Here is a 21176-nt window from a genome sequence, read left to right on the forward strand (position 1 = left end):
ATATCTTACTATAAATAGTAGATTGAAAGAAAGACAGAATCTGAATCAGTCAATTCGAGACAATGTCTTCAATTCTGACTTGTCACCCTCAAAGGCCTTTGAGAGGGGAAGCAGATTAGAAGGAAGAAAACGAGATGTTCAACGATAACCGGTTTGCCGCGACAAATCGGGTTGCATATCCGCGACAATCCGCGACAACGCCCGCCGTTGTAGGGTCTTACCTCGTGTAAGACCGCCCGCCAAAATCGGCCGAAAATCGGGGTGCATATCCGCGACAAATCGGGGTGCGGTCTTACACGAGGTAAGACCCTACATCGGAGATTAGCGGCGGTAATACCGCAACCATCGGAGATTAGCGGGGTGCGGTCTTACATGAAGTAAGACCCTACAGCGGAGATTAGCGGCGGACAATACCAGAGATTAGAGGCGGCAATAACGCAATCATCGGAGATTAGCGGCGGACAATACCGCAATCAACTCGTCATCTTAAAAAGTTACCAGTTAACCGGTAACAAGTTAACTTTTTTACGGTTGTTAACATTCGACTCTTCTCCCCACACACTGCTTCCACTCTCAAAGGCCATAGGAGGGAGGGGTGGCGACAGGATGGCGTTTTGCTACCACGTGAGGTAAAAAAAAATTCCACGCGTGGGAGCAATATTTTGGTCGTGAGAGGGGGGATATGGAGAATAAATGCAGTTAACCGTTAACAAGTTAACTTTTAATAAACATTAACAAACAAGCTGAATTTTTCCCTTAAAAAATTTGGAATTTCCGAAAAAATGTTGTACCTTTGCATCGTGATTGAAAGTCAGTCATGTGTCTCTAAGAGCGCTCGGAGACAGTAATCCTATCAAACAAAACAAAACATTTTTTATCATTATGGCAATTAAAGTAAAAGCAGTGGAACGTAACATTTCGTTCCAAAAAGGAGTTGAGAAGTGGGCTTATGTAATGCAGACCGAGATCTACAGTCGGCTCACTCAGGCAAAGGTGGTGCAGGAGGCAGCTATGCGCAGCGGCATCTCGAAGGGAAGCATCAATGCCGCATGGGAAGCCATCGGCGACGTCATCAGGGCATGGGCCACTGAGGGTCACTCTGTGGCGATACCAGGACTGGGTTCGATGCGATTCGGCATCAACGCCACTTCGGTGGAGGATGTCAACAAGGTGGCAAGTTCGCTCATCACCTCGCGTCGTGTGATCTTCGTGCCGAGCACCGACATCAAGCGCGAGCTCCAGACCACCGCAGTCAGCATCACCTGCTACGACCGCAACGGCGAGGTAGTGCGTCGCGTCACCTCTACCGACGACGGCACCGTGGACACTCCGGACGAAGGCGGCGAGGAGAACGGCGGCAGCGGCAGCGGCGGCGGCAGCAACGATGAAGGCGGCGGCAGCCTGATCTAAGCTAAGGGCGGGGCGCGCAAGCGCCCTTGCCCTAACAAAACCCGCTGGAATCATTAATCAGTAATCAGTAATCATCATCAATCATCATGAGTTCTACATCTAAATCAAGCACTTGGAAGCTGGTATTGCAGCTTATTGTGGCAGCGCTGTCTGCTATTGCTACAACTCTCGGAGTGACGAGTTGTTTGGGAGTAAATCAGTACGTGTGACAATAACGAGAACCGGTTGAACGATATCGAAACGGTTCAACGGAGACGAGAACGGTTGAACGATATCGAGACGGTTCAACGGAGACGAAAATCGGTTGAACGATATCGAAACGGTTCAACGGAGACTAAGAGGGAGTGGCGCCAGGTCGTCGCTCCCTTTTTCTGATTCCGGATGTTAATATGGATTCCGCGATAAATCGGGGGTGATGTCCGCGTCAAATAGGGGTGCGGTCTTACACGAGGTAAGACCCTACAGCGGAGATTAGCGGTGGTAATACCGCAACAATCGGAGATTAGCGGCGGACGTTGGCGCAATCAACTCGTCAACTTGCCAACTTGCCAACTAAAAAAATCACAAGTTCTTCTGCTTACGGCTCTCTGAATTCAGAAAATTAAGATGGGATAATTGTTAAGGTGGGATAAAGTAAGAGATAGACTCTTATCGTATAAAAAACATTAAATATTAGCCATTTGTTTCTTTATTGCAACTATAATTATTATCTTTGCACCAAGCTAATGAATATTCGACTATGATGATAAGTATTGCAAATCCGATTTATGACGCGGTTTTCAAATACCTCATGGAGGACAACCGCGTGGCCAAGACTGTGCTTTCCGCCCTTCTTAAGAGAGAGGTGGTAGAGGTAGAGATGCGTAAACATGAATACACCAACGGCACACGTGACAAGATTTCGATGTTCCGCATCGACTTCGGTGCCAAGGTCCGTCAGGATGATGGCAGTCTTAAACTTGTACTGATAGAGCTTCAGAAGACTTGGCTTGAGACGGAGACATTGCGTTTCCGACAATACCTCGGTACACAATACGCCAACCCAGACAACATCTTGAAGGATGATAACCCTAACGGCTATGGCATACCTATGATAACCGTATATCTTCTTGGGCATCGTGTAGGCGAAATAGAGGAACCTGTTCTTTATGTCCGACACAAGTCATACGACTATGACGGTGTTGAGGTTACAAAAGGAATGCCCGACCCATTCGTTGAAAGTCTTGTGCATGACAGTATCATCGTCCAGATACCTCTTCTTCATGGTCGTGTAAACAACCGACTCGTTGAGGTTCTGAGCGTGTTCGACCAGACAAACAAGGACGGCAATAACCGCCAAGTGTTAAATATAGACGAAGACACCTACCGTGGGGATGCGGAGATGGAGCATATCCTGCATCGCCTTCTTGCCGCTGCCTCTGATGCAAAATTGCGTCAGGATATGAACGTGGAGGACGAATATTTCTCTGCCATTGAAACACGTGATACATCAATAATGAGGCGTGACCAAAGGATTGCTGAGCAGACCGCACAGTTGGAAGAGCAGACCGCACAGTTGGAAGAGCAGTCTGCACAGTTGGAAGAGCAGTCTGCACAGTTGGAAGAGCAGTCTGCACAGTTGGAAGAGCAGTCTGCACAGTTGGAAGAGCAGTCTGCACAGTTGGAAGAGCAGTCTGCACAGTTGGAAGAGCAACGCTCTGCCTTGCTTCTTTCAGCGAAAGCTATGAAGACGGCTGGAATACCTGTTGAACAAATTGCGGAAATGACAAGGCTTTCTGTAGAGGAAATCTCAGGTATGGTATAATATTATCTGGCAAGATACTCCGGCGCAACCAACAAACCCTGTGGGAAGAATATGCGTATTGCCTCAAGTCGCATTGTGGGGTAAGGGATATTTGTATGTCTTTATGGTGACATTCAATGTGCTGTGCCACCTTTTTACTAACGATGCAGATGCTTTTCACTTCTGTATCATATCATGCGCGTAGTTGCGGATTTGAGGCCAACTAAAAAAATACTCGTCAACGTAAAAACTACAAAAAGGTTAACTTGTTACCGGTTAACTGGTAACTTTTTGGGTTTTACATGTTGACGGTGGCTTGCGGGCGCGCGCGTACATATTCATAGTAATAAATAAGACTGAGGCAGTCGGGGTGTATTATCGGCATTGCTCCGCGGTATGGGGAATAGATGTGTACGCACACAGTGAAAATATGTAAAAAAGCGCAAAAACAGTCTGTGTTCGCACACAATAAGTTGATTTGCGTCAATAATAGGGCAAAAACTATCATTTTGTTTGCTTTTTCTATTGACAGATTACAAAAAATGTTGTACCTTTGCATCGTCAAAAGAAATAAAGCACTTGACGAAAGAAAAAAGGCAGGTGCTGAGAAAGAGAGGAGGACAGCAGACATGAGAATGTCGGAGTAAAGAAAGATAGGTTTTTAGTTATTTAGATAAATTTGTTTCATAGACAATGTTTTTGGTTAGGTAATAGATTGTTAGTTTTAGGTTATTTGATTTTAGGTTTTTAGTTAGGTAATAGATTGTTAGTTTAGGTTTTAACACAGGTATTAGTGAGGTAAAAAAGATTATTCAAGAGTGGATAACAAAGATGCAGGCAAAGCCGTGAGGCTGAGCCTTCGCGGAAGGGAGGACACAAACTTCTCCAAAGTGAATAACAAGGAGAATTTGAGAGAACATTCATTAATACACATAGCCGCCGTTAGGACGTGAGTCTTGACGGCGGCACTTTTTTGTGGTGGAAGGGGGAAGAATATTAGTTTTTTTGGGGAAGGGAAGACGTCAACCAGCCATTATCCTATCAAACACCCTTCGCAGCTCAGCCTTGTCGGCAATCACCTCTCGCACGGCCTTCAGCTTCGACGCGTTGTCAGACTGGGGGATCCAGAGTTTTATGTATCCGTTGACGGAGTATTTCTCCTCCATGTGCTGCACAAACCTCTTCCACTGCCCTTCGCGGTCGAGCTGTGGATAATTGTCGAGGCCGAACTGTATGGCACGTGTGAAGACGATGTCGGGGTCGAGGTCGCGGTCGGCCTCTGCCACTATACGGCCGTAGATGCTGCGCGGGGCATGGGCGGCTGACGCGCGGTGGTCCTCGACGGCCTCGCGCATGATCTTGATCTGGTCGGCGGTGAACCACCGTTTCAGACGTGCGTCGGAGGCGAGTATGCGTCCACTGGTGAGGTGGTGTACCGCCCGGGGTCCCGACATGCCCATGTCGTGATAGGCGGCGATGACATAGGCCATGTCGATGTCTGCGCCGGTGACTCGTGCCAGTTCGAGCGACCGCCGTACCACCCTCATCACGTGTGCCGTGGAATGGGCTTTGTCAAAATGCTGATATTCAGGCAGTATATTCTTCTCGACGAACTCTACCAAATCGAGCGAAGCGGTTTTGTTGTTCATAGCAAATATAGTGTATATGATAATTATCGATAAAAAAAATGACGTTTTGCTTGCAAATGTACACAATTATTCCTACTTTTGCAAAACATTTCTGATAAAAAATACAAAACACCGCAATTATATATGGAAACAAGCAAGAGAAAAGACATCGACGTAAGGCAAAACTCGCCCAAGGCATGGTGGCTTGCAGCAAGGCCGAAGACGCTTTCGGGCGCTGCCGTGCCGGTGATGATAGGGATAGCGTTAGCCATTGCCGACAGCGGCCTGTACGAGGCATATTCGTTCAACTGGACGGCCGCCATATTGTGTGCAGCCTTTGCCATGATAATGCAGATAGACGCCAACTTCATCAACGACTTCTTCGACTACGTGAAGGGAACCGACGACACGGAGACGCGTCTCGGTCCGCGAAGGGCTTGCGCCCAGGGATGGGTGAGCATCGACAGGATGAAACACGCCATCGCGCTCACCACCTGCATAGCCTGTCTGGTGGGTCTGCCCTTAGTCTTCTACGGCGGCCTGGAGATGATACTGATAGGCATCGTCTGCGTGGTGTTCTGTTTTCTCTACACGACGAGTCTTTCGTATATGGGTCTCGGCGATGTCCTCGTGCTGGTGTTCTTCGGCATAGTGCCCGTATGCACGACCTACTATATCCAGTTTCACACGCTGACGTGGACCGTCGTCGTCGCCTCGGTGGCTTGTGGCACGGTGATCGACGCCCTGCTGCTGGTGAACAACTTCCGCGACCGCGACACCGACAGCGACGCCGGCAAGCGCACCATCGTGGTGAGGCTTGGCGCGACCACGGCCCTCAGGCTCTATCTCGCCACAGGATGGACGGCATACGCCATGGGGCTGCTGTTCTGGGCTGAAGGCCATCCGCTTGCCTTCGTCCTGCCCACGATATACGTGGTGCTGCACACGTTCACCTACCTCAAGATAAAACATATCAACCGCGGCAAGGCCCTCAACCTCTGTCTCGGCGAGACCGCCCGCAACATCTTCATCTACGGCCTCACTGTGAGTGTGGGGCTGATGATATAATGACTTTATCTAAGATAGAAGTAGTAGATGGCTGCTAAGGCACCGAGGACGGCCAGCGTCACCACGGTACGTATGATGCATCCTGCCACCTTCTTCACCACAAAGAATCCCACTACGACGAGCAGGAGGATAAAAACGTAATATACAAAATTCTCCATATCTGAAGGTTGTGATTATCTAAACAATTGTCGGAAAGGAGTCGGGACGGGAGTCTCAAACTCCATGCGCTCGTGAGTGACGGGATGGGTGAAACACAACAGGTAAGCGTGCAGACAGAGACGGTGGAGAGGGTCGTTGCCATCGCCATACTTCACGTCGCCACATACGGGGTGCCCCATGTCGGCCGAGTGGACGCGTATCTGGTTTTTGCGTCCCGTCTCGAGTTTGTATTCCACCAGCGAATGGTCGGTGGTGCGGTCGAGCACGTGGAAGTGGGTGACGGCATATTTGCCGCCATTATCCACGGGCGACGAATAGGTGACGTAGGCCTTGTTGTCTTTCAGCCAGTTGGCTATGGTGCCCTCGTCGTCCTCCATCTCTCCGCTCACCACGGCCACGTAGCGTCTGTCATAGACAATGTCGTGCCAGTTGTGCTCGAAGATCTGCTCCGTCTCCATGTCTTTGGCATATACCATCAGTCCGCTGGTGTCGCGGTCGAGGCGGTGTACCACATGTGCGCGGCACTTCTGTCGCGTCTTGTGGAAATAGTCGTCGAGCACGCTCTTCACGTTGAGCGAAGAGTGGCCGGCTGCCATAGAGAGTATTCCCACGTTCTTTTCCACCACGACGAGCCATCGGTCCTCATAGACGATTTTCACATATCGGCTCTTGAATGCCGACTGGTTGCGCTTCGACTGGCTTACCGCCACCTTCATGCCGGGTTTGAGCGGGAAGTCGAACTGTGTGACAAACTTCCCGTTGACCTTTATTCCCCTACCCTGCAGTGTGGCTTTCACCTTCGACCTCGACTCGCCCATGTTGGCGAGCAGGAACTCCAACAGCGGTTGCTCTTCCTTGACGTCGTAATGCTTGTATTCGCCAATCTTGTTATATCCGTATCTGTATCCCATACATTATTTATATATATGAAAATCATTTTTCGCCTGCAAAGGTACATCAAAAAAAACGAATCGGCGAATAAAAACGGGAGATATTTCTGTTTGGGGGTGATATTTCGTGGATGGAGGGAGGGAAACACTGACATGAACGAAAGCGCGAAAAACGCATATTATTGCAAAAAATATATGGTACGGGTAAGATAAAATTGATAAAATGTAGCAAAAAGATAGTTTTTTCTAAAAAAAAATGGAAAAATGTTTGTTTTTTCAAGATTTTGTTGTAACTTTGCAACCGCTAAGAAAAAACAACAAAAAAGAAGAATATAAACAACCAATAAAAGCAAAAACAATATGAATGCACAACAAGTAGTAGAGGAATTGAAACAGAGATTCCCAAATGAGCCTGAGTACATCCAGGCAGTGAGCCAAGTACTTCCAACCATCGAGGAAGAATACAACAAGCACCCTGAGTTTGAGAAATCAAACCTCGTAGAGCGTCTCTGTATTCCAGATAGAGTCATCGAGTTCCGTGTGACATGGACCGACGACCAGGGCAAGGTTCACACCAACATGGGTTATCGCATCCAGCACAACAACGTCATCGGCCCGTACAAAGGCGGTATCCGTTTCCACAAGTCGGTGAACCTCGGTATCCTGAAGTTCCTCGCATTCGAGCAGACTTTCAAGAACTCGCTCACCACACTGCCTATGGGCGGAGCAAAGGGCGGTTCAGACTTCTCTCCACGCGGCAAGAGCGACGCTGAGGTGATGCGTTTCTGCCAGGCTTTCATGACAGAGCTGTATCGTCATATCGGTCCTGACGAGGACGTGCCAGCAGGCGACATCGGCGTAGGCGGACGTGAGGTAGGCTACATGTTCGGCATGTACAAGAAGCTCACACACGAGTGGAGCGGTGTGCTCACAGGTAAGGGCCGCGAGTTTGGCGGTTCGCTCATCCGTCCTGAGGCTACCGGCTACGGTACGGTATATTTCCTCACCTCTATGCTCGAGACACGCGGCATCAGCCTTGAGGGCAAGAGCGTGCTGATCTCTGGTTCGGGTAACGTGGCACAGTATGCTACCGAGAAGTGTATCCAGCTCGGCGCCAAGGTGCTCACACTCTCTGACTCTGACGGTTACATCTACGACCCAGACGGCATCGACCGTGCAAAGCTCGACTATGTGATGGAGCTGAAGAACGTAGAGCGCGGACGTATCAAGGAGTATGTTGAGGAATATCCTAACGCTGTATATCACGCTGGCGAGCGTCCTTGGGGCGAGAAGGCTGACATCGCACTGCCTTGCGCTACACAGAACGAGATCAACGGCGAGCAGGCTCAGACACTGGTCAACAATGGTGTCATAGCTGTGGCCGAGGGTGCCAACATGCCATCTACCCCAGAGGCTGTGAAGGCATTCCAGGACGCAAAGATACTCTACGCTCCTGGTAAGGCTTCTAACGCTGGTGGTGTTGCAGTGTCAGGTCTTGAGATGAGCCAGAACTCTGAGCGTCTGAGCTGGACATCAGAGGAGGTGGACAACCGTCTGAAACTCATCATGAAAGACATTCACGAGAACTGCGTGAAGTATGGTACACAGGCCGACGGCTATATCAACTACGTGAAGGGTGCCAACGTGGCAGGCTTCATGAAGGTGGCAAAGGCTATGATGGCACAGGGAATAGTTTAATTTTTCACCATAGCGATATTTTAAGTGTCAAGGGGGCGGACTTTCGGGTCTGCCCTTTTTTTTGTGTGGATGAGCCATGATATTGCCACAAGGGCCGACACTTGTGTTAATAATATATAATATTACACATAAAGGGTAAGGACAAGAAGGCGTGTTTGCCGATTTTTTTGTACCTTTGCAGCCGATTTAGTCTGTTGGGGCTTAGTAAAGAGACTGCACGAAGTATGTCCGCCTCGCAGAGGAAACCCGTTTAAAAACAAAAAATGTACGCAATTGTAGAAATTAACGGTCAACAGTTCAAGGCTACAGAAGGCGCAAAGCTCTTCGTCCATCACATGAAGGACGCTCAGGAAGGTCAGGCTGTTGAGTTTGAGAAGGTGCTGCTCGTAGATAAAGACGGCGCAGTGCAGGTTGGCGCACCTACCGTAGAAGGTGCAAAAGTAGTATGTGAGGTAGTGAACCCACTTGTAAAGGGTGACAAGGTCATCGTTTTCAAGATGAAGCGTCGCAAGGACTATCGCAAGAAGAATGGTCATCGCGCTCAGTTCACACAAATCGAAGTTAAACAAGTAATCGCTTAAATTCAGGAGGACTAAAGAAATGGCACATAAAAAAGGTGTGGGTAGTTCTAAGAACGGCCGTGAATCAGCTTCACAAAGATTAGGCGTTAAGATCTGGGGTGGCCAGTCTGTTATCGCTGGTAACATCATCGTACGTCAGCGTGGTACAAAGCACAACCCTGGCAACGGAGTAGGCATCGGCAAGGACGATACTCTCTATGCATTGATCGACGGAACAGTGAATTTCAAGAGGGGACGCTTCAACAAGAGCATCGTTTCTGTCATCCCTAATGCAGAAGCCTAACAATATTTAAACAAAAAAGACTTTATTCCAAACAAACAACAGAATCCCACAGTTCTCAGTCAGAGCTGTGGGATTTCTGCATTCTATCAGAGATGCCTTTCCGGAATGTTTGTCAGAGATGCCTTTCAGCATCTTTTACCAAAGCCTCACACAGGCGACGCTGCAACACCCTCGCGTCGAGCACCGACATCTCGCTGTCCATGATGGCAAAAGCGAGGGTATGGCCGTCGGCTCCCATACACAGTCCGGCAAGGGTGCTAATGCCATAGGGGTGCGAGAGAGTGCCCGTCTTTGCAAATATCTTTCCCCGCGTCTTCTGACCACTCATCTCACGTGCAAGAGTGCCATCGACACCCGCCACGGCAAGGTTGCGCAGCAGCGACGTGCGGATGTTGGGGTCAGAATAGCCATAGCGCAGCACCGCCGTAAGGGCAGCTGGCGACAGGCGGTTGTAGGTGCAGAGTCCGCAACCGTCGTGAACGACAAGGCTTGGCGCCGTCTGATTGAGCTGCTCGGCAAGGAAACGCCTGAGATAATCCACTCCTGACGCCACGGGGTCGCCATCGGGGTTCACCCTCCGTCCTATGGTATAAAGCATAGAGGTGGCTTGGGTGTTGGAACTGTTTTTCCACATACGCTTCACCACGTCGTCGATATGACGGCTTATGGTATGCACGACGGTGAACCCTGCTGGCACCTCAGCCATCACCACCTGACTGTCGGCCACGGCGATGCCCTGTCCGCGCAGCGAGGCCTTCAGAGCCTTCACCACCCTGTCGCTTCCCTTATAGAAGAGTCCGTACTTCGAAAACGTGAGGTCCCACGGAAACCAGTGTTCCTCGCCCGTCACGGGTTCTTCTATCGTCAGATCTACAAGCAGCCGTCCGCCGAGACGTCTTATGCCTTTCTCCTTCAAAGCCACTGAAAACGCGTTGAGGTCGGGCGCAAGGAGTTGCGGGTCGAGACTTCCCTTGAAGCCGATGTCGCCCTGCAGGATGCCGTCGGACCCTACCCTTCCCTTATACATGATCTTCGTCTGATACTGATACTGGCTTCCCATGAGACTGAGTCCGGCAATACCGCTCAGCAGTTTCATGCACGAGGCTGAAGGCAGTGCCAACGTGTCGTTATATCCGTAAACGGGTTTGTCGGCAGTGATGTCATAAACGTGGAATGCAAACTGCCCTTCGGGTCGCTGTCGCTGAGAGAAATCGCACAGTCGCGTCTGCAATGCCGTATCGACGGGGAGGTTGTTTTGTGCTTTCGTGTTTGCGTCTGTCGTCTCAGCCTTTTTCCCCGAACACGAGGGGAAGAGCGTCAACGCGGTAAATATGAGTGATATATATGTCTTTTTCATCAATGTTTTTTTTTAAAACGTTATATTTTTAGGAATCCGCCGAAAATCCACCCGTCAACTGAATCACCATCTCCCCAATTTTATATATGTTGAACAAAGCCAAGACAGGGTTCTCGCCACACAGCTGTCGCCTGATGGCTTTGCGGAATGGCTTGTACAGCAACTTCAGCGGGAGGTCGAGACGAGACTTGTGCAGCCGTTCGGCCAAGGCCAACAGACGCGACACTTCGAGAAGCACGTCGCGATGCAGAACGAGGTTCTGTATGGCCTGATCGGTCTTGTCAACAAACAGCGCATTTGGCTCAAACGACAGGAAGCCGATGGGATTGTCGATATGCGATATGGAGACGCCACGTCGGGAGAGCTGCATGCCGAAAGCCACATCCTCATGACCATAGCGCGAGAAACACTCGTCGAAGAGCACGTCGAGCATCGTAGTACGGCGTATCATGAAGTTGGCCGTATGGAAATCGGCATAGGGACGGAGTCTGCGACAGTCCACCGTGTGATGCCGCTCGGCATTCTTCTCATAAAGGAAACGGAGATTACGGCTGAGCTGGACGGTGGCATCGCCAATGACGATACCTCCCACCACCACGTCGGTGCCCTCAGCGACGAGATAACTACTCACGAAGTCGGAACGCACCACACCAAGATCGCCGTCGATAAACAGCAACCAGTCGTAACGGCTCTCACGCGCCAAGGCGTTGCGTATGGCTGCCCTTCCCACGTTGACGGGCCGTTCCCAATAGCGGCAAGAAGGCAACGCATTGATGGCCCTGTTTTGTCGCACTGACAGCTCGTCGGTCGAACCATCGTCGGCGACAATAATCTCAAAATCGATGTCTAATGCCGTCGCCTGCTTGGCCAACGCCTCTATCAGGGGCACGCAACACTGGTTGTATATCGGGATGAGTATTGAGAGCTGATTTTTCATAATATTCTCTTAGTATAGTGCAAAAGTAATGATAAATTTTCGTATTGGCAAAAATATCGGCGGTTTTTTTTGCCATTGTCAGCAAAAAAACGTAACTTTTCCAACTCATTTTGACGTTTCTCACCGTCACCTTACATCAAACAAAAAATTATGAACGACAAAATAATAAGAAAAATTGCCGACGACCTGCACCTGTCGTCACGCAGCGTGGAAAACACCCTCGAACTGCTGAAAGAAGGATGCACCATACCGTTTATAGCCCGATACAGGAAGGAACGCACCGGAACACTCGACGAGGTGCAGATAGCCGCCATCAACGACTTGAACGACAAACTCACCGAGCTGGAGAAGCGCAAGGAGACCATCGTGAAGACGATAACCGAACAGGGGAAGATGACTCCAGAACTGGAGCGACGCATAGCCGAATGTGAGGATGCCGACACCCTCGAGGACATCTACCTGCCATACAAACCCAAACGACGGACCAAAGCCCAGGTGGCGCGCGAACAGGGTCTCGAACCTCTCGCCACGATCATCATGATAGGACGCGAGGCTAATCCCGACGACGTGGCAAGACGATACGTAAAAGGCGACGTGAAGACCGCCGACGACGCACTGAAGGGAGCACAGTATATCATTGCAGAGATGGTGAGCGAGGACGAACGCTCGCGACAGACCGTAAGAAGGGCTTTTGAGCGCGAGGCTGTGATAACGTCGAAGGTGGTGAAGGCGAAGGCCGACAGCGAGGAGGCGGCAAAATACTCTGACTATTTCGACTGGTCGGAACCGCTGAAGCGCTGCGCTTCACACCGTATGCTTGCCATGCGTCGAGGAGAGGCGGAAGGCATACTGCGCATAAGCATCACCACCGACGACGGCGACTGTCTCTACCGTCTGAGGAGAAACTACGTGAGGGGCAACGGCAAGTGTGCACGACTGCAGGAAGAGGCTGTGGACGACGGATACAAACGACTGCTACAACCCTCTATCGAGAACGAGTTTGCAGCGCGCAGCAAGGAAAAAGCTGAGACGGAAGCGATACATGTGTTTGCCGAAAACCTCAGACAGCTGCTCATGGCCGCACCCTTAGGACAACGACGCGTGATGGGCGTTGACCCTGGATTCCGCACAGGATGCAAGGTGGTGTGTCTCGACGCTCAAGGCAACCTGCTGCACTACGAGGCCATATACCCCCACCAGCCCCTGGCGAAGACCGCACAGGCGGCCGAGGCCGTAGAGCGAATGGTGGAACTATATGGCATTGAAGCTATTGCCATTGGCAACGGTACGGCGAGCAGAGAGACAGCGGCCTTCATGAAGACCCTGAAATTCAACCACACGGTACGACAGTTTGTGGTGAGCGAAGACGGCGCGTCGGTCTATTCGGCATCGAAGATAGCACGCGAGGAATTTCCCGACAAGGACGTCACCGTACGTGGTGCAGTGAGCATAGGCCGACGACTCATGGACCCTCTGGCCGAACTGGTGAAGATAGACCCGAAGAGCATCGGCGTGGGACAATACCAGCACGACGTGGACCAGTCGAAACTGAAAAAGACACTCGACCTCACGGTGGAGAGCTGCGTGAACTCGGTGGGTGTGAACCTCAACACGGCAAGCCAACACCTGTTGACATACGTCAGCGGACTCGGTCCTACGCTGGCAAAAAACATCGTGGAATACAGACGGCAAAACGGCGCGTTCACCAATCGCAACCAACTGAAGAAAGTGCCGCGTCTCGGTCCGGCTGCCTTTGAGCAGTGTGCGGGCTTCCTAAGAATACCTGAGTCTGCCAACCCTCTCGACAACAGTGCCGTACACCCTGAGTCGTACAAGATAGTAGAACAGATGGCACACGACAACGGCTGCACCGTCAAGCAACTGATGCAAGACAAGGACCTAAGGGCAAAGATTGAGCTGAAGAGATATGTCACCGACAACGTGGGAATGCCTACGCTGACCGACATAATGAAAGAACTGGAGAAACCGGGCTTAGACCCAAGAAGCCAGATAGAGGAATTTGAGTTTGCCGCTGGCATCAACACTATCGACGACCTCAACATTGGAATGGAACTGCCAGGAATAGTGACAAACATCACTAACTTCGGCGCCTTTGTAGATATCGGAGTACACCAAGACGGACTCGTACATATCTCGCAACTTGCCAACAGATACGTGAGCGACCCTAACGAAGTGGTGAAACTGCATCAACACGTGATGGTAAAGGTGGTGGAGATTGACAAAAAAAGAAAAAGAATATCGCTGACAATGAAGGGAATGTAAGGAAGAGAAGAAAGCCCGCGGTCTGGGGGGAAAGTCAACTTCCATAACATCTTCCAAATCACGGGCTTACTTCTTTAAATCCCCAAAATCACGGGCCTGCTTCTATAGCGTCCCCCTCTTTATATCTTCAACTCCTTCAATAGCTCGCTGATACGCTGCATCGTGGTGATGCGTGTAGGTACGAGAGGAAGACGGAGCACATTCTTTATCATACCCATCTCGCTCAACACACACTTCACTCCAGCAGGATTGCCATCGACAAACAACAGGCTGAAGAGGTCGGTGAAACGGTGGTGAATCTTTCTTGCACCATCGTACTCGCCCTTGAACTCCAGACGAATCATCTTAGAGAACTCACGTGGCAAGGCATTGCCAATGACACTGATCACACCTACGGCACCACACGAAATCATAGGGAACGTCAGGGCATCGTCGCCACTGATGACGTCAAACGACGCAGGCTTGTTCTTGATGATCTCGTCCACCTGTTCGAGATTGCCACTCGCCTCCTTGATGGCAACGATGTTCTTGCAGTCCTTGGCCAGACGCACCGTAGTGGCTGCAGTGAGGTTAACACCCGTACGACCTGGCACATTATACAACACCACGGGCAGCTTAGTAGCAGCAGCAATGGCTTTGAAATGCTGGTATAGACCCTCCTGCGAAGGCTTGTTGTAATAAGGACAGACGCTCAGCACACCATCGATACCGCTGAAATCGCCATTCTTCAGCTCATCGACAACGGCTGCAGTATTGTTTCCGCCACAACCCATGAGTATGGGCACACGGCCATGTACCGTAGATACGATAGTATCCTTTATCTGCTTCTTCTCTTCTGCACTAAGACAAGGAGTCTCGCCTGTGGTGGCGAGAATACAGAAGAAATCAGCACCATTCTTCAATTGGTATTCTACAAGTTTTGCAAGCGTAGGATAGTCAACAGAACCATCCTCGCAAAAAGGAGTGATAAGGGCTATGCCCAATCCTTTGAATATATTATGTACCATAAAATTTATTGAAATTCGATTTTCGGGCACAAAATTACACAATTATTTTGATATTATTGTGCAAAAAGCGGTTTTTTTTCATTTCTGCAATAAAAATACGACATTTCTTGACGTATTATCATTTATCATTTGTATATTTGCACACAATTATCAATAATACATCTTAAATGTATAACAAATTTATCTAACCACATTAAAAAAAATACATAGAGAAAATGAAGATACTACATAGCCTCGCTGCCATAGTGCTGATAGCGTCATGCACAAGCCAGACCCATAAAGACGAAAGAAGCAAAAGCCAGGAAGAGAGAATAAGTCTGCTCGTGGATTCAATAAAGCCAGGAACAGACAGATATCTCAAGACTGCCGACAGCCTCATCGCCACTGTCAACGACAGCACCGACTACTACGAACTGCGTCTCTTACAAGGCCAGCACTACCAGCTGAAGGCCCCACACGACTCCATGCTCTACTTCGCACTGCCAGCAAAGCAGTATGCAAGGCGACAACCATCGTCGCCACGCATCAAAGGACTCTTGGCCTCGGCAATGTCGGTAGAAGCTGCCTGCTACCACATACAACGCAAGGAAAACACTAAAGCCATCAAACTATTCAGAAAAGCCTACGACTGCATCATGCAGAGCGACAACATCGAAAGGGCACCCGACATAGCTGCCAACCTCGCCGACGCATACACCTACACCGACAATATGCCAGAGGCATCGAGATGGTACAGAAGGGCACTGCTGCTCGCCGACTCGCTACACCTGCCAACCGACAAGACCGTGAGTCTGAATATGGGCATGGCAAGGATCTACACACAGATGGGCGACTACGCCACTGCCGAGAGATGTTATAAGGAGACGGAACGGCATTTTGACGAGCTCGAACCTCACATGCAAGGCTACTACCTCAACAACTACGGCAACCTCTACTACTATCAGGGCAAATACGACGAGGCTCTGAAGAAGTTCAGGCAAATGAAACACCTCTTGCGCAAAAAAGACAACACCTTCGACATGTATCTCTGCAAGATAAACATGGCCGACGTGTTTCTCAACCTCAACGAGTGCGACAGCGCATTGGCTTATCTAAAAGAGACAGAACCCTTCTTCAGACAAAACAATATTGACGCCTGCATATACTATGCCAACACCATACGCATAGGCATAGCCACAAAAAGAAAAGACTATGACGAGATAAAGAGAATACTCAACAACGAACACCTCACGCAGACTCCAGAACAAACCATAAGAGACATAAGAAGCAAATACCTGCAACAGTATTATACCGACACCGGCGACTACCGACGGGCCTTACAGACCATCACCACAAGACAACGGGAAAACGACTCGCTCGAATACAACAAGATGAACATGCGCGCGGAGGAGATCATGATACGTCTCAACGAAGACACACTACTCATGCACCGCAAACTGGAAACAGAAGCACACAAGGCTAACATCAACAGCGCCAGGATCATAGTGCTGCTGCTACTGCTGCTGTGCGTCATACTGGCATCGGTCATCATCGTCATCATCGTCATCAACAGAAAGAAAAAGACAGAAGACGAGATGAGCATCTTCAGACTGAAACTCGAGAGCATGAGACAACGCATCACACCACATTTCATACTCAACATTCTAAACACCCAACTCACCGACAAAGAACAGCGTAACACGTCAATAATACAACTCTCACGACTCATAAGAAGCAATCTCGACATGACGGCTTCAACCTTCGTCACGCTGACAGAAGAGCTCGACTTCGTCAAGAAATATATCGACATGCAAAACATTAGGTTTGACGAACCCGTACAGCTGACACTTGACATCGACAACACTATCGACCTCGACGAGACCCGACTACCGGCAATGTTTATACAGATACTCGTAGAGAACTCTTTCAAACACGCACTGAAAGACAAAGACGGCGACAAACTACTCACCGTCAGGGTGAGAAACCAAAAACAACACTTTGCCATAGACGTCATCGACAATGGCAAAGGATTTGATATCTGCAAGCAAAACTCACACATCACGAAGTACGGACTGAACATAATACGCCAGACCATTGCCACCATCAACGAGCATAACAGCAAACAAGCACAGATATCGTTCCAAATAACAAATATCAAAAAACAAGACAACACAGTATGCGGATGCAAAGCATCGCTACTCATACCCTTTAATCTGCAACTGACATAAGCAAGAGAAAAAAAAGTAAACGCTATGAGAACAATAATAATCGACGACGACAAAAAATCGGCTACCATTTTGCACAAGAAACTACAGAAAAGCGGGGCGTTTATGCTGGTCGGAACAGCCACATCGGCCGACGAAGGCATCAGACTCGCAAAAGAGACACTGCCCGAGGTGGTGTTTCTCGACGTCGAACTGCCCGACATGACTGGCATCGAAGCCATAAGGCAAATCATCGACTCGTGCGACGGGAACAGCAAGATCGTGATGTACACCGCACACAACAAATACATGCTCTCAGCATTCAGAAACTTCGCCTTCGACTTCCTCCTCAAACCCATCGACGACAATGAACTGCAAACCATCATCAGCCGTCTGCAAAAGGAGACCGACAACAAGGAGAAATGCCTCGACATGAAATACGTGAGGCGTGCCACTGGCGACAGCCTGCTCGTACAGGGAGGAGAAACGGAGTTCCAGGTGGTGACGCTCAACGACATCTGCCTTTTCAGATACAATCACGAACAACGCCAGTGGGAAGCCGTGGTGTCAGGACACGACACTCCTTTGACCATGAAACGTAATGTGAACAATGCCGTCATACTCGGCATCGACAACCGTTTCATACAGGTGAGTCAGAAATATATCATCAACATCAACTGTCTCATGCAACTCAACGACAACATGTGCTCTTTCTACCCTCCCTTTGACCATATCGACTATGTCAACGTGGGACGTTTATACAGAAAAAAGATCAGAGAACGTTTCAACATTCTCTGACCTCTTCCATGAATGACGTCGTGGCGACATTCTCTCTTAGATTTATCTGAATGACGTCGTGGCGACATTCTCTCTTAGATTTATCTGAATGACGTCGTGGCGAGTTAGAATCCGCCAAAGCCACCCCTTCGCGGCATTCCTCCGCCAAAGCCACCTCCGCGGTTGCCCGGTCCCATGCCTGGAGGAGGCATACCCGGGCCGTCGCCATGAGGAGAGCGCATCTGACTGCGAGCGTCTTTGCCTCCGAAGATATTCAGACGGTAGATGGCGTGAACCATGACGTAGTTGTTTATAGAGTTATACTCCGTGTCGCTTCTCATCATCGCGTTGATGGTGCGAGAGATATTGCTCTGCTGCTTGAGAAGGTCGTAGAACTGGAGGGACAGCGTAAGAGCCTTGCCCCTGAGGAAGCTGTGAGATACCTGTGCATTCCATATCAGCTCGTTGGTATTCATCGAGGCATCGTTGAAACCGCGACGGCTGTTCATTGACATGTCGGTGGCAACGGTAGTGCCCCATGGCAACTGGATGTTGGTATTGAAACCATAAGAGTACTGCCATGTGTCGAGGTTGTTGGTCGGCTGCAGCTGGTTGCGTGCGTGGGTGTAGTTGAGCGATCCGGTCAACTCAAACTCGAGCCATGAGTTTCTCAGTCCGGCAGCCAGTCGTTCGCCGACGGAGGTGGTGTTGACAGAATTCTTCTGTGCTGTTTCCGAGCGATTGAGGTTGAGATAGCTCACATTGTGGCTGTAGCCGAAGTCGGTCATGGTGTTCACGTAGAAGAGACCGAGACTGTCAAGAGCGGTGTTGAACATAAATCCGGAGTTGATATTCCAGTTACCATTGATGTTCTCAGGACGTGAGGTCTGTCCACCCGTCGTCGGGTCGTATGTCACCATCTGGCTCACCGAGTTGCTTGTCGTGTTGAAGAACACATTTGCCATCACGCTACGCTGGTGCTTCTGTATGTAGTTGTTGTAGAAGAGCATCAGATTGTTTGAGAACGAAGGCTTCAAACCTGGGTTACCCCTCGTGATGCGCAGCGGGTCGCTGTCATCGACGATGTCGAGCAGGTCGGTCATGCTTGGCTGTGAACTGCGTCCGCGATAGTTGAAGCGCAACTGGCTCTGCTTGGATATCTTCCATCTGAAGTCGGCTGTAGGGGTGATGTTTGTCACGTTACGCACTGTGTCGGTGTTCACACCCTGATAGTGCTGCACAAACTTCGTCTGCTGTGGAATGACCTGCATACCGACATTGAAATTGTAGTCGTTGCGTACGATGCGCAACATGAGGTCGAAGGTATGGATATAGTTCTTGTATTCCGAATATCTGCTCAGATCGTCGTCAAGATAGCTCTCAAGAGGGTTGGTCAGACGGTCGAGGTATCCGCCCCACTGGCGGTATTCGGGAGAGAGTCCGCTAAAGTAGTCCTCGCCAAGGTTACTGAAGTCGTAAGTGACGCGGTCGCTCTTCTGGTACTTATACTGGAAGTTGTAGCGGAACTGCAGATACGTAGCCTTGAAGATTGGCTCGCTATAGGTAAGACCAGCAGAGTAATCCCAGTTCTTTGTAGGTGTCACGCTGTAGCGGTTGGTCTGATATGTGGAGTCGTTGCCTAAAGCGTCCTTTATCTGATAGAGGTGGACATTGGAGTTTGACAGGTTATTGCTCTGTCCCTCTTTATAGTTTGCGTCTGCAGTAAGAGTGAGGTTTCTACCATTGTCGCTCAGACGTCTGTTCACCTGCAGTCGGCCGCCCACATTCTTCGAATCGCTATATGAGATGCTTGAGCTCTCCTGTCGGTTGATCATGGAACCGTTCTTTATCAGAGACTCGATACCGGCCTGGCTAAGAGGCGAGTCGGTGGTGAGGTATGGGTCTTCAGAGTAGGTGGCTGACAGGTTGTTTGACGTACCGTCGGTCTTTGAGTAAGAGAACGACGGACGGAACATGATGTTGGTCATCGAGTCTGGAGTCCACTCTATACGCATACGGGCGTTCCAGCTGTCGCTGCGACTGTAGCTTTGGTTGAGACTATTGGAGAACGACGATTGGTCTGACACGAAGTTTTCTGCCGAACGCTTCGACATAACGTCGCCGTCTGAATGGTTCCATCTGAGACTTCCGTTGAGCTTCAGCTTGTCTTCCTTTTCGTAGTTGAAGTTTCCGCCAAGCATCTTGGTGGCATTCAGTCCGTTACGACCTCCACCAAAGCGTCCTCCTCCACCTCCGCCAGGGAATCCCATGTCGTTGGTGTTGTTGGCATTGCCCATGAGCATTATCTTTGTATCGTCCTGGAAGAGGGCACCCATACCACGTGCAGCATAACGGTCGCGAGTACCTGCAGCAACGTCAAGGTTAGAGAACATACCCTTGTTCATACCACGCTTCACGGTGAAGTCGAGCACGGTCTGCTCCTCGCCGTCGTCGATGCCCGACACCCTTGCGAGGTCGCTCTTCTCGTCGTATGCCTTCACCTTTTCTATTATATATGTAGGTAAGTTTTTCATGGCGGTCTTGGTGTCGCCTGTCATAAACTCCTTACCATCGACGAGTATCTTCTTCACTTCCTTTCCGTTGTGAGTGATCTTTCCATCGTCGCTCACGGTAACGCCTGGCAGACGCTTCACCAGTTCCTCAATGGCTGAGCCTTCGGGTGTACGGTAGGCTGCTGCATTATACTCCAGCGTGTCGGCCTTGGCTGTCACCTTTGCCACGTTTGCCGTCACGGTAGCGCCCTTAAGCATTATGGCGTCAGACTTCAGCGAAATCTTTCCTAACGCCACATCCTTTCCGCCACTCACGGTGATGCGTTTAGTGTAGTTTTTGAATCCCACACACGACACACGAAGGATATATCGTCCGTCAGCGGGAGCCGTCACCTTAAACCCACCATTTACGTTTGTCAACACGCCCTTCACGAGGGTACTGTCTGTCTTCAGCAGCTTGACCGTGGCTGAAGGTAACGGTTCTTTCGAGTCTTCTTCCACTGCGGTACCTGAGACTACACGTTGAGCCCACATCATGGTAGCAGAGAGAGAGAATAATAGAACAAGTGCTATTTTTTTCATCTGTCTAAAGTTTGATAATTTATGGTTGTATGACGGA

The 21176-nt window shown here is 49.8% G+C and carries 17 protein-coding genes; 10 read left to right on the plus strand and 7 right to left on the minus strand.

Annotated elements, in window-relative coordinates:
• Nucleotides 1-882: 882 nt before the first annotated feature.
• The 3 genes from CIK99_RS10785 to CIK99_RS14995 all read left to right on the plus strand — a co-directional run bounded on the left by CIK99_RS10785 (nt 883) and on the right by CIK99_RS14995 (nt 3214).
• Nucleotides 883-1410: a DNA-binding protein gene (locus tag CIK99_RS10785; protein ID WP_094381514.1), complete on the plus strand. Its 528-nt coding sequence runs from the start codon at nt 883-885 to the stop codon at nt 1408-1410.
• 86 nt (nt 1411-1496) lie between these two features.
• The gene (locus tag CIK99_RS15425; protein WP_158215971.1) at nt 1497-1619 is read left to right on the plus strand and encodes a smalltalk protein; all 123 of its coding nucleotides are present in this window, start codon (nt 1497-1499) and stop codon (nt 1617-1619) included.
• A gap of 530 nt (nt 1620-2149) precedes the next feature.
• Entirely contained in the window at nt 2150-3214 is a 1065-nt protein-coding gene (locus CIK99_RS14995; protein WP_144007975.1) for a hypothetical protein, read from the plus strand.
• Between the two features lie 1001 nt (nt 3215-4215).
• On the opposite strand, the gene CIK99_RS10805 is transcribed toward CIK99_RS14995, so the two are convergent.
• The gene (locus CIK99_RS10805) at nt 4216-4842 is read right to left on the minus strand and encodes an HD domain-containing protein (RefSeq protein WP_094381518.1); all 627 of its coding nucleotides are present in this window, start codon (nt 4840-4842) and stop codon (nt 4216-4218) included.
• Nucleotides 4843-4965: 123 nt separating this feature from the next.
• On the opposite strand from CIK99_RS10805, the gene menA reads away from it, so the two are divergent.
• The gene (gene menA, locus CIK99_RS10810; RefSeq protein WP_094381519.1) at nt 4966-5889 is read left to right on the plus strand and encodes a 1,4-dihydroxy-2-naphthoate octaprenyltransferase; all 924 of its coding nucleotides are present in this window, start codon (nt 4966-4968) and stop codon (nt 5887-5889) included.
• A gap of 5 nt (nt 5890-5894) precedes the next feature.
• Here the strand turns inward: menA and CIK99_RS15535 are convergent, their stop codons facing one another.
• The gene (locus tag CIK99_RS15535) at nt 5895-6047 is read right to left on the minus strand and encodes a hypothetical protein (RefSeq protein WP_173805355.1); all 153 of its coding nucleotides are present in this window, start codon (nt 6045-6047) and stop codon (nt 5895-5897) included.
• Nucleotides 6048-6062: 15 nt separating this feature from the next.
• A complete protein-coding gene (locus CIK99_RS10815; protein ID WP_094381520.1) occupies nt 6063-6959 on the minus strand; it encodes an RluA family pseudouridine synthase in 897 nt (298 codons plus the stop codon).
• Nucleotides 6960-7298: 339 nt separating this feature from the next.
• Between CIK99_RS10815 and CIK99_RS10820 the strand changes: the two genes are divergently transcribed.
• The 3 genes from CIK99_RS10820 to rpmA all read left to right on the plus strand — a co-directional run bounded on the left by CIK99_RS10820 (nt 7299) and on the right by rpmA (nt 9500).
• Complete coding sequence (locus CIK99_RS10820) at nt 7299-8636, plus strand: NADP-specific glutamate dehydrogenase (RefSeq protein WP_094381521.1); 1338 nt, start codon at nt 7299-7301, stop codon at nt 8634-8636.
• Nucleotides 8637-8899: 263 nt separating this feature from the next.
• Nucleotides 8900-9217 (plus strand): 50S ribosomal protein L21, encoded by a 318-nt coding sequence (gene rplU, locus CIK99_RS10825; protein ID WP_094381522.1) that lies wholly within the window; start codon nt 8900-8902, stop codon nt 9215-9217.
• Between the two features lie 19 nt (nt 9218-9236).
• Entirely contained in the window at nt 9237-9500 is a 264-nt protein-coding gene (gene rpmA, locus CIK99_RS10830) for a 50S ribosomal protein L27 (RefSeq protein ID WP_094381523.1), read from the plus strand.
• A gap of 112 nt (nt 9501-9612) precedes the next feature.
• Here the strand turns inward: rpmA and CIK99_RS10835 are convergent, their stop codons facing one another.
• The gene (locus tag CIK99_RS10835; RefSeq protein WP_094381524.1) at nt 9613-10857 is read right to left on the minus strand and encodes a D-alanyl-D-alanine carboxypeptidase/D-alanyl-D-alanine-endopeptidase; all 1245 of its coding nucleotides are present in this window, start codon (nt 10855-10857) and stop codon (nt 9613-9615) included.
• A gap of 28 nt (nt 10858-10885) precedes the next feature.
• Nucleotides 10886-11794, minus strand: a complete 909-nt coding sequence (locus tag CIK99_RS10840) for a glycosyltransferase family 2 protein (protein WP_094381525.1) — start codon at nt 11792-11794, stop codon at nt 10886-10888.
• A gap of 150 nt (nt 11795-11944) precedes the next feature.
• Here CIK99_RS10840 and CIK99_RS10845 point away from each other — a divergent pair, with 150 nt between their 5' ends.
• Nucleotides 11945-14077 carry a Tex family protein gene (locus CIK99_RS10845; protein WP_094381526.1) on the plus strand — a complete coding sequence of 711 codons (2133 nt, stop codon included), beginning with the start codon at nt 11945-11947 and terminating at the stop codon, nt 14075-14077.
• 119 nt (nt 14078-14196) lie between these two features.
• Here CIK99_RS10845 and dapA read toward each other — a convergent pair whose 3' ends face one another.
• On the minus strand, nt 14197-15084 hold the full coding sequence (gene dapA / locus CIK99_RS10850; RefSeq protein WP_094381527.1) for a 4-hydroxy-tetrahydrodipicolinate synthase: 888 nt from the start codon (nt 15082-15084) through the stop codon (nt 14197-14199).
• A 215-nt stretch (nt 15085-15299) separates the two neighbouring features.
• On the opposite strand from dapA, the gene CIK99_RS10855 reads away from it, so the two are divergent.
• The gene (locus CIK99_RS10855; RefSeq protein WP_094381528.1) at nt 15300-17291 is read left to right on the plus strand and encodes a tetratricopeptide repeat protein; all 1992 of its coding nucleotides are present in this window, start codon (nt 15300-15302) and stop codon (nt 17289-17291) included.
• A gap of 24 nt (nt 17292-17315) precedes the next feature.
• The gene (locus CIK99_RS10860) at nt 17316-18065 is read left to right on the plus strand and encodes a LytTR family DNA-binding domain-containing protein (RefSeq protein WP_094381529.1); all 750 of its coding nucleotides are present in this window, start codon (nt 17316-17318) and stop codon (nt 18063-18065) included.
• Between the two features lie 104 nt (nt 18066-18169).
• Here CIK99_RS10860 and CIK99_RS10865 read toward each other — a convergent pair whose 3' ends face one another.
• Complete coding sequence (locus CIK99_RS10865) at nt 18170-21139, minus strand: TonB-dependent receptor (protein WP_094381530.1); 2970 nt, start codon at nt 21137-21139, stop codon at nt 18170-18172.
• Nucleotides 21140-21176 lie beyond the last annotated feature (37 nt).

The sequence above is a fragment of the Prevotella sp. P5-92 genome, assembly GCF_002251245.1.
Taxonomy (GTDB): domain Bacteria; phylum Bacteroidota; class Bacteroidia; order Bacteroidales; family Bacteroidaceae; genus Prevotella.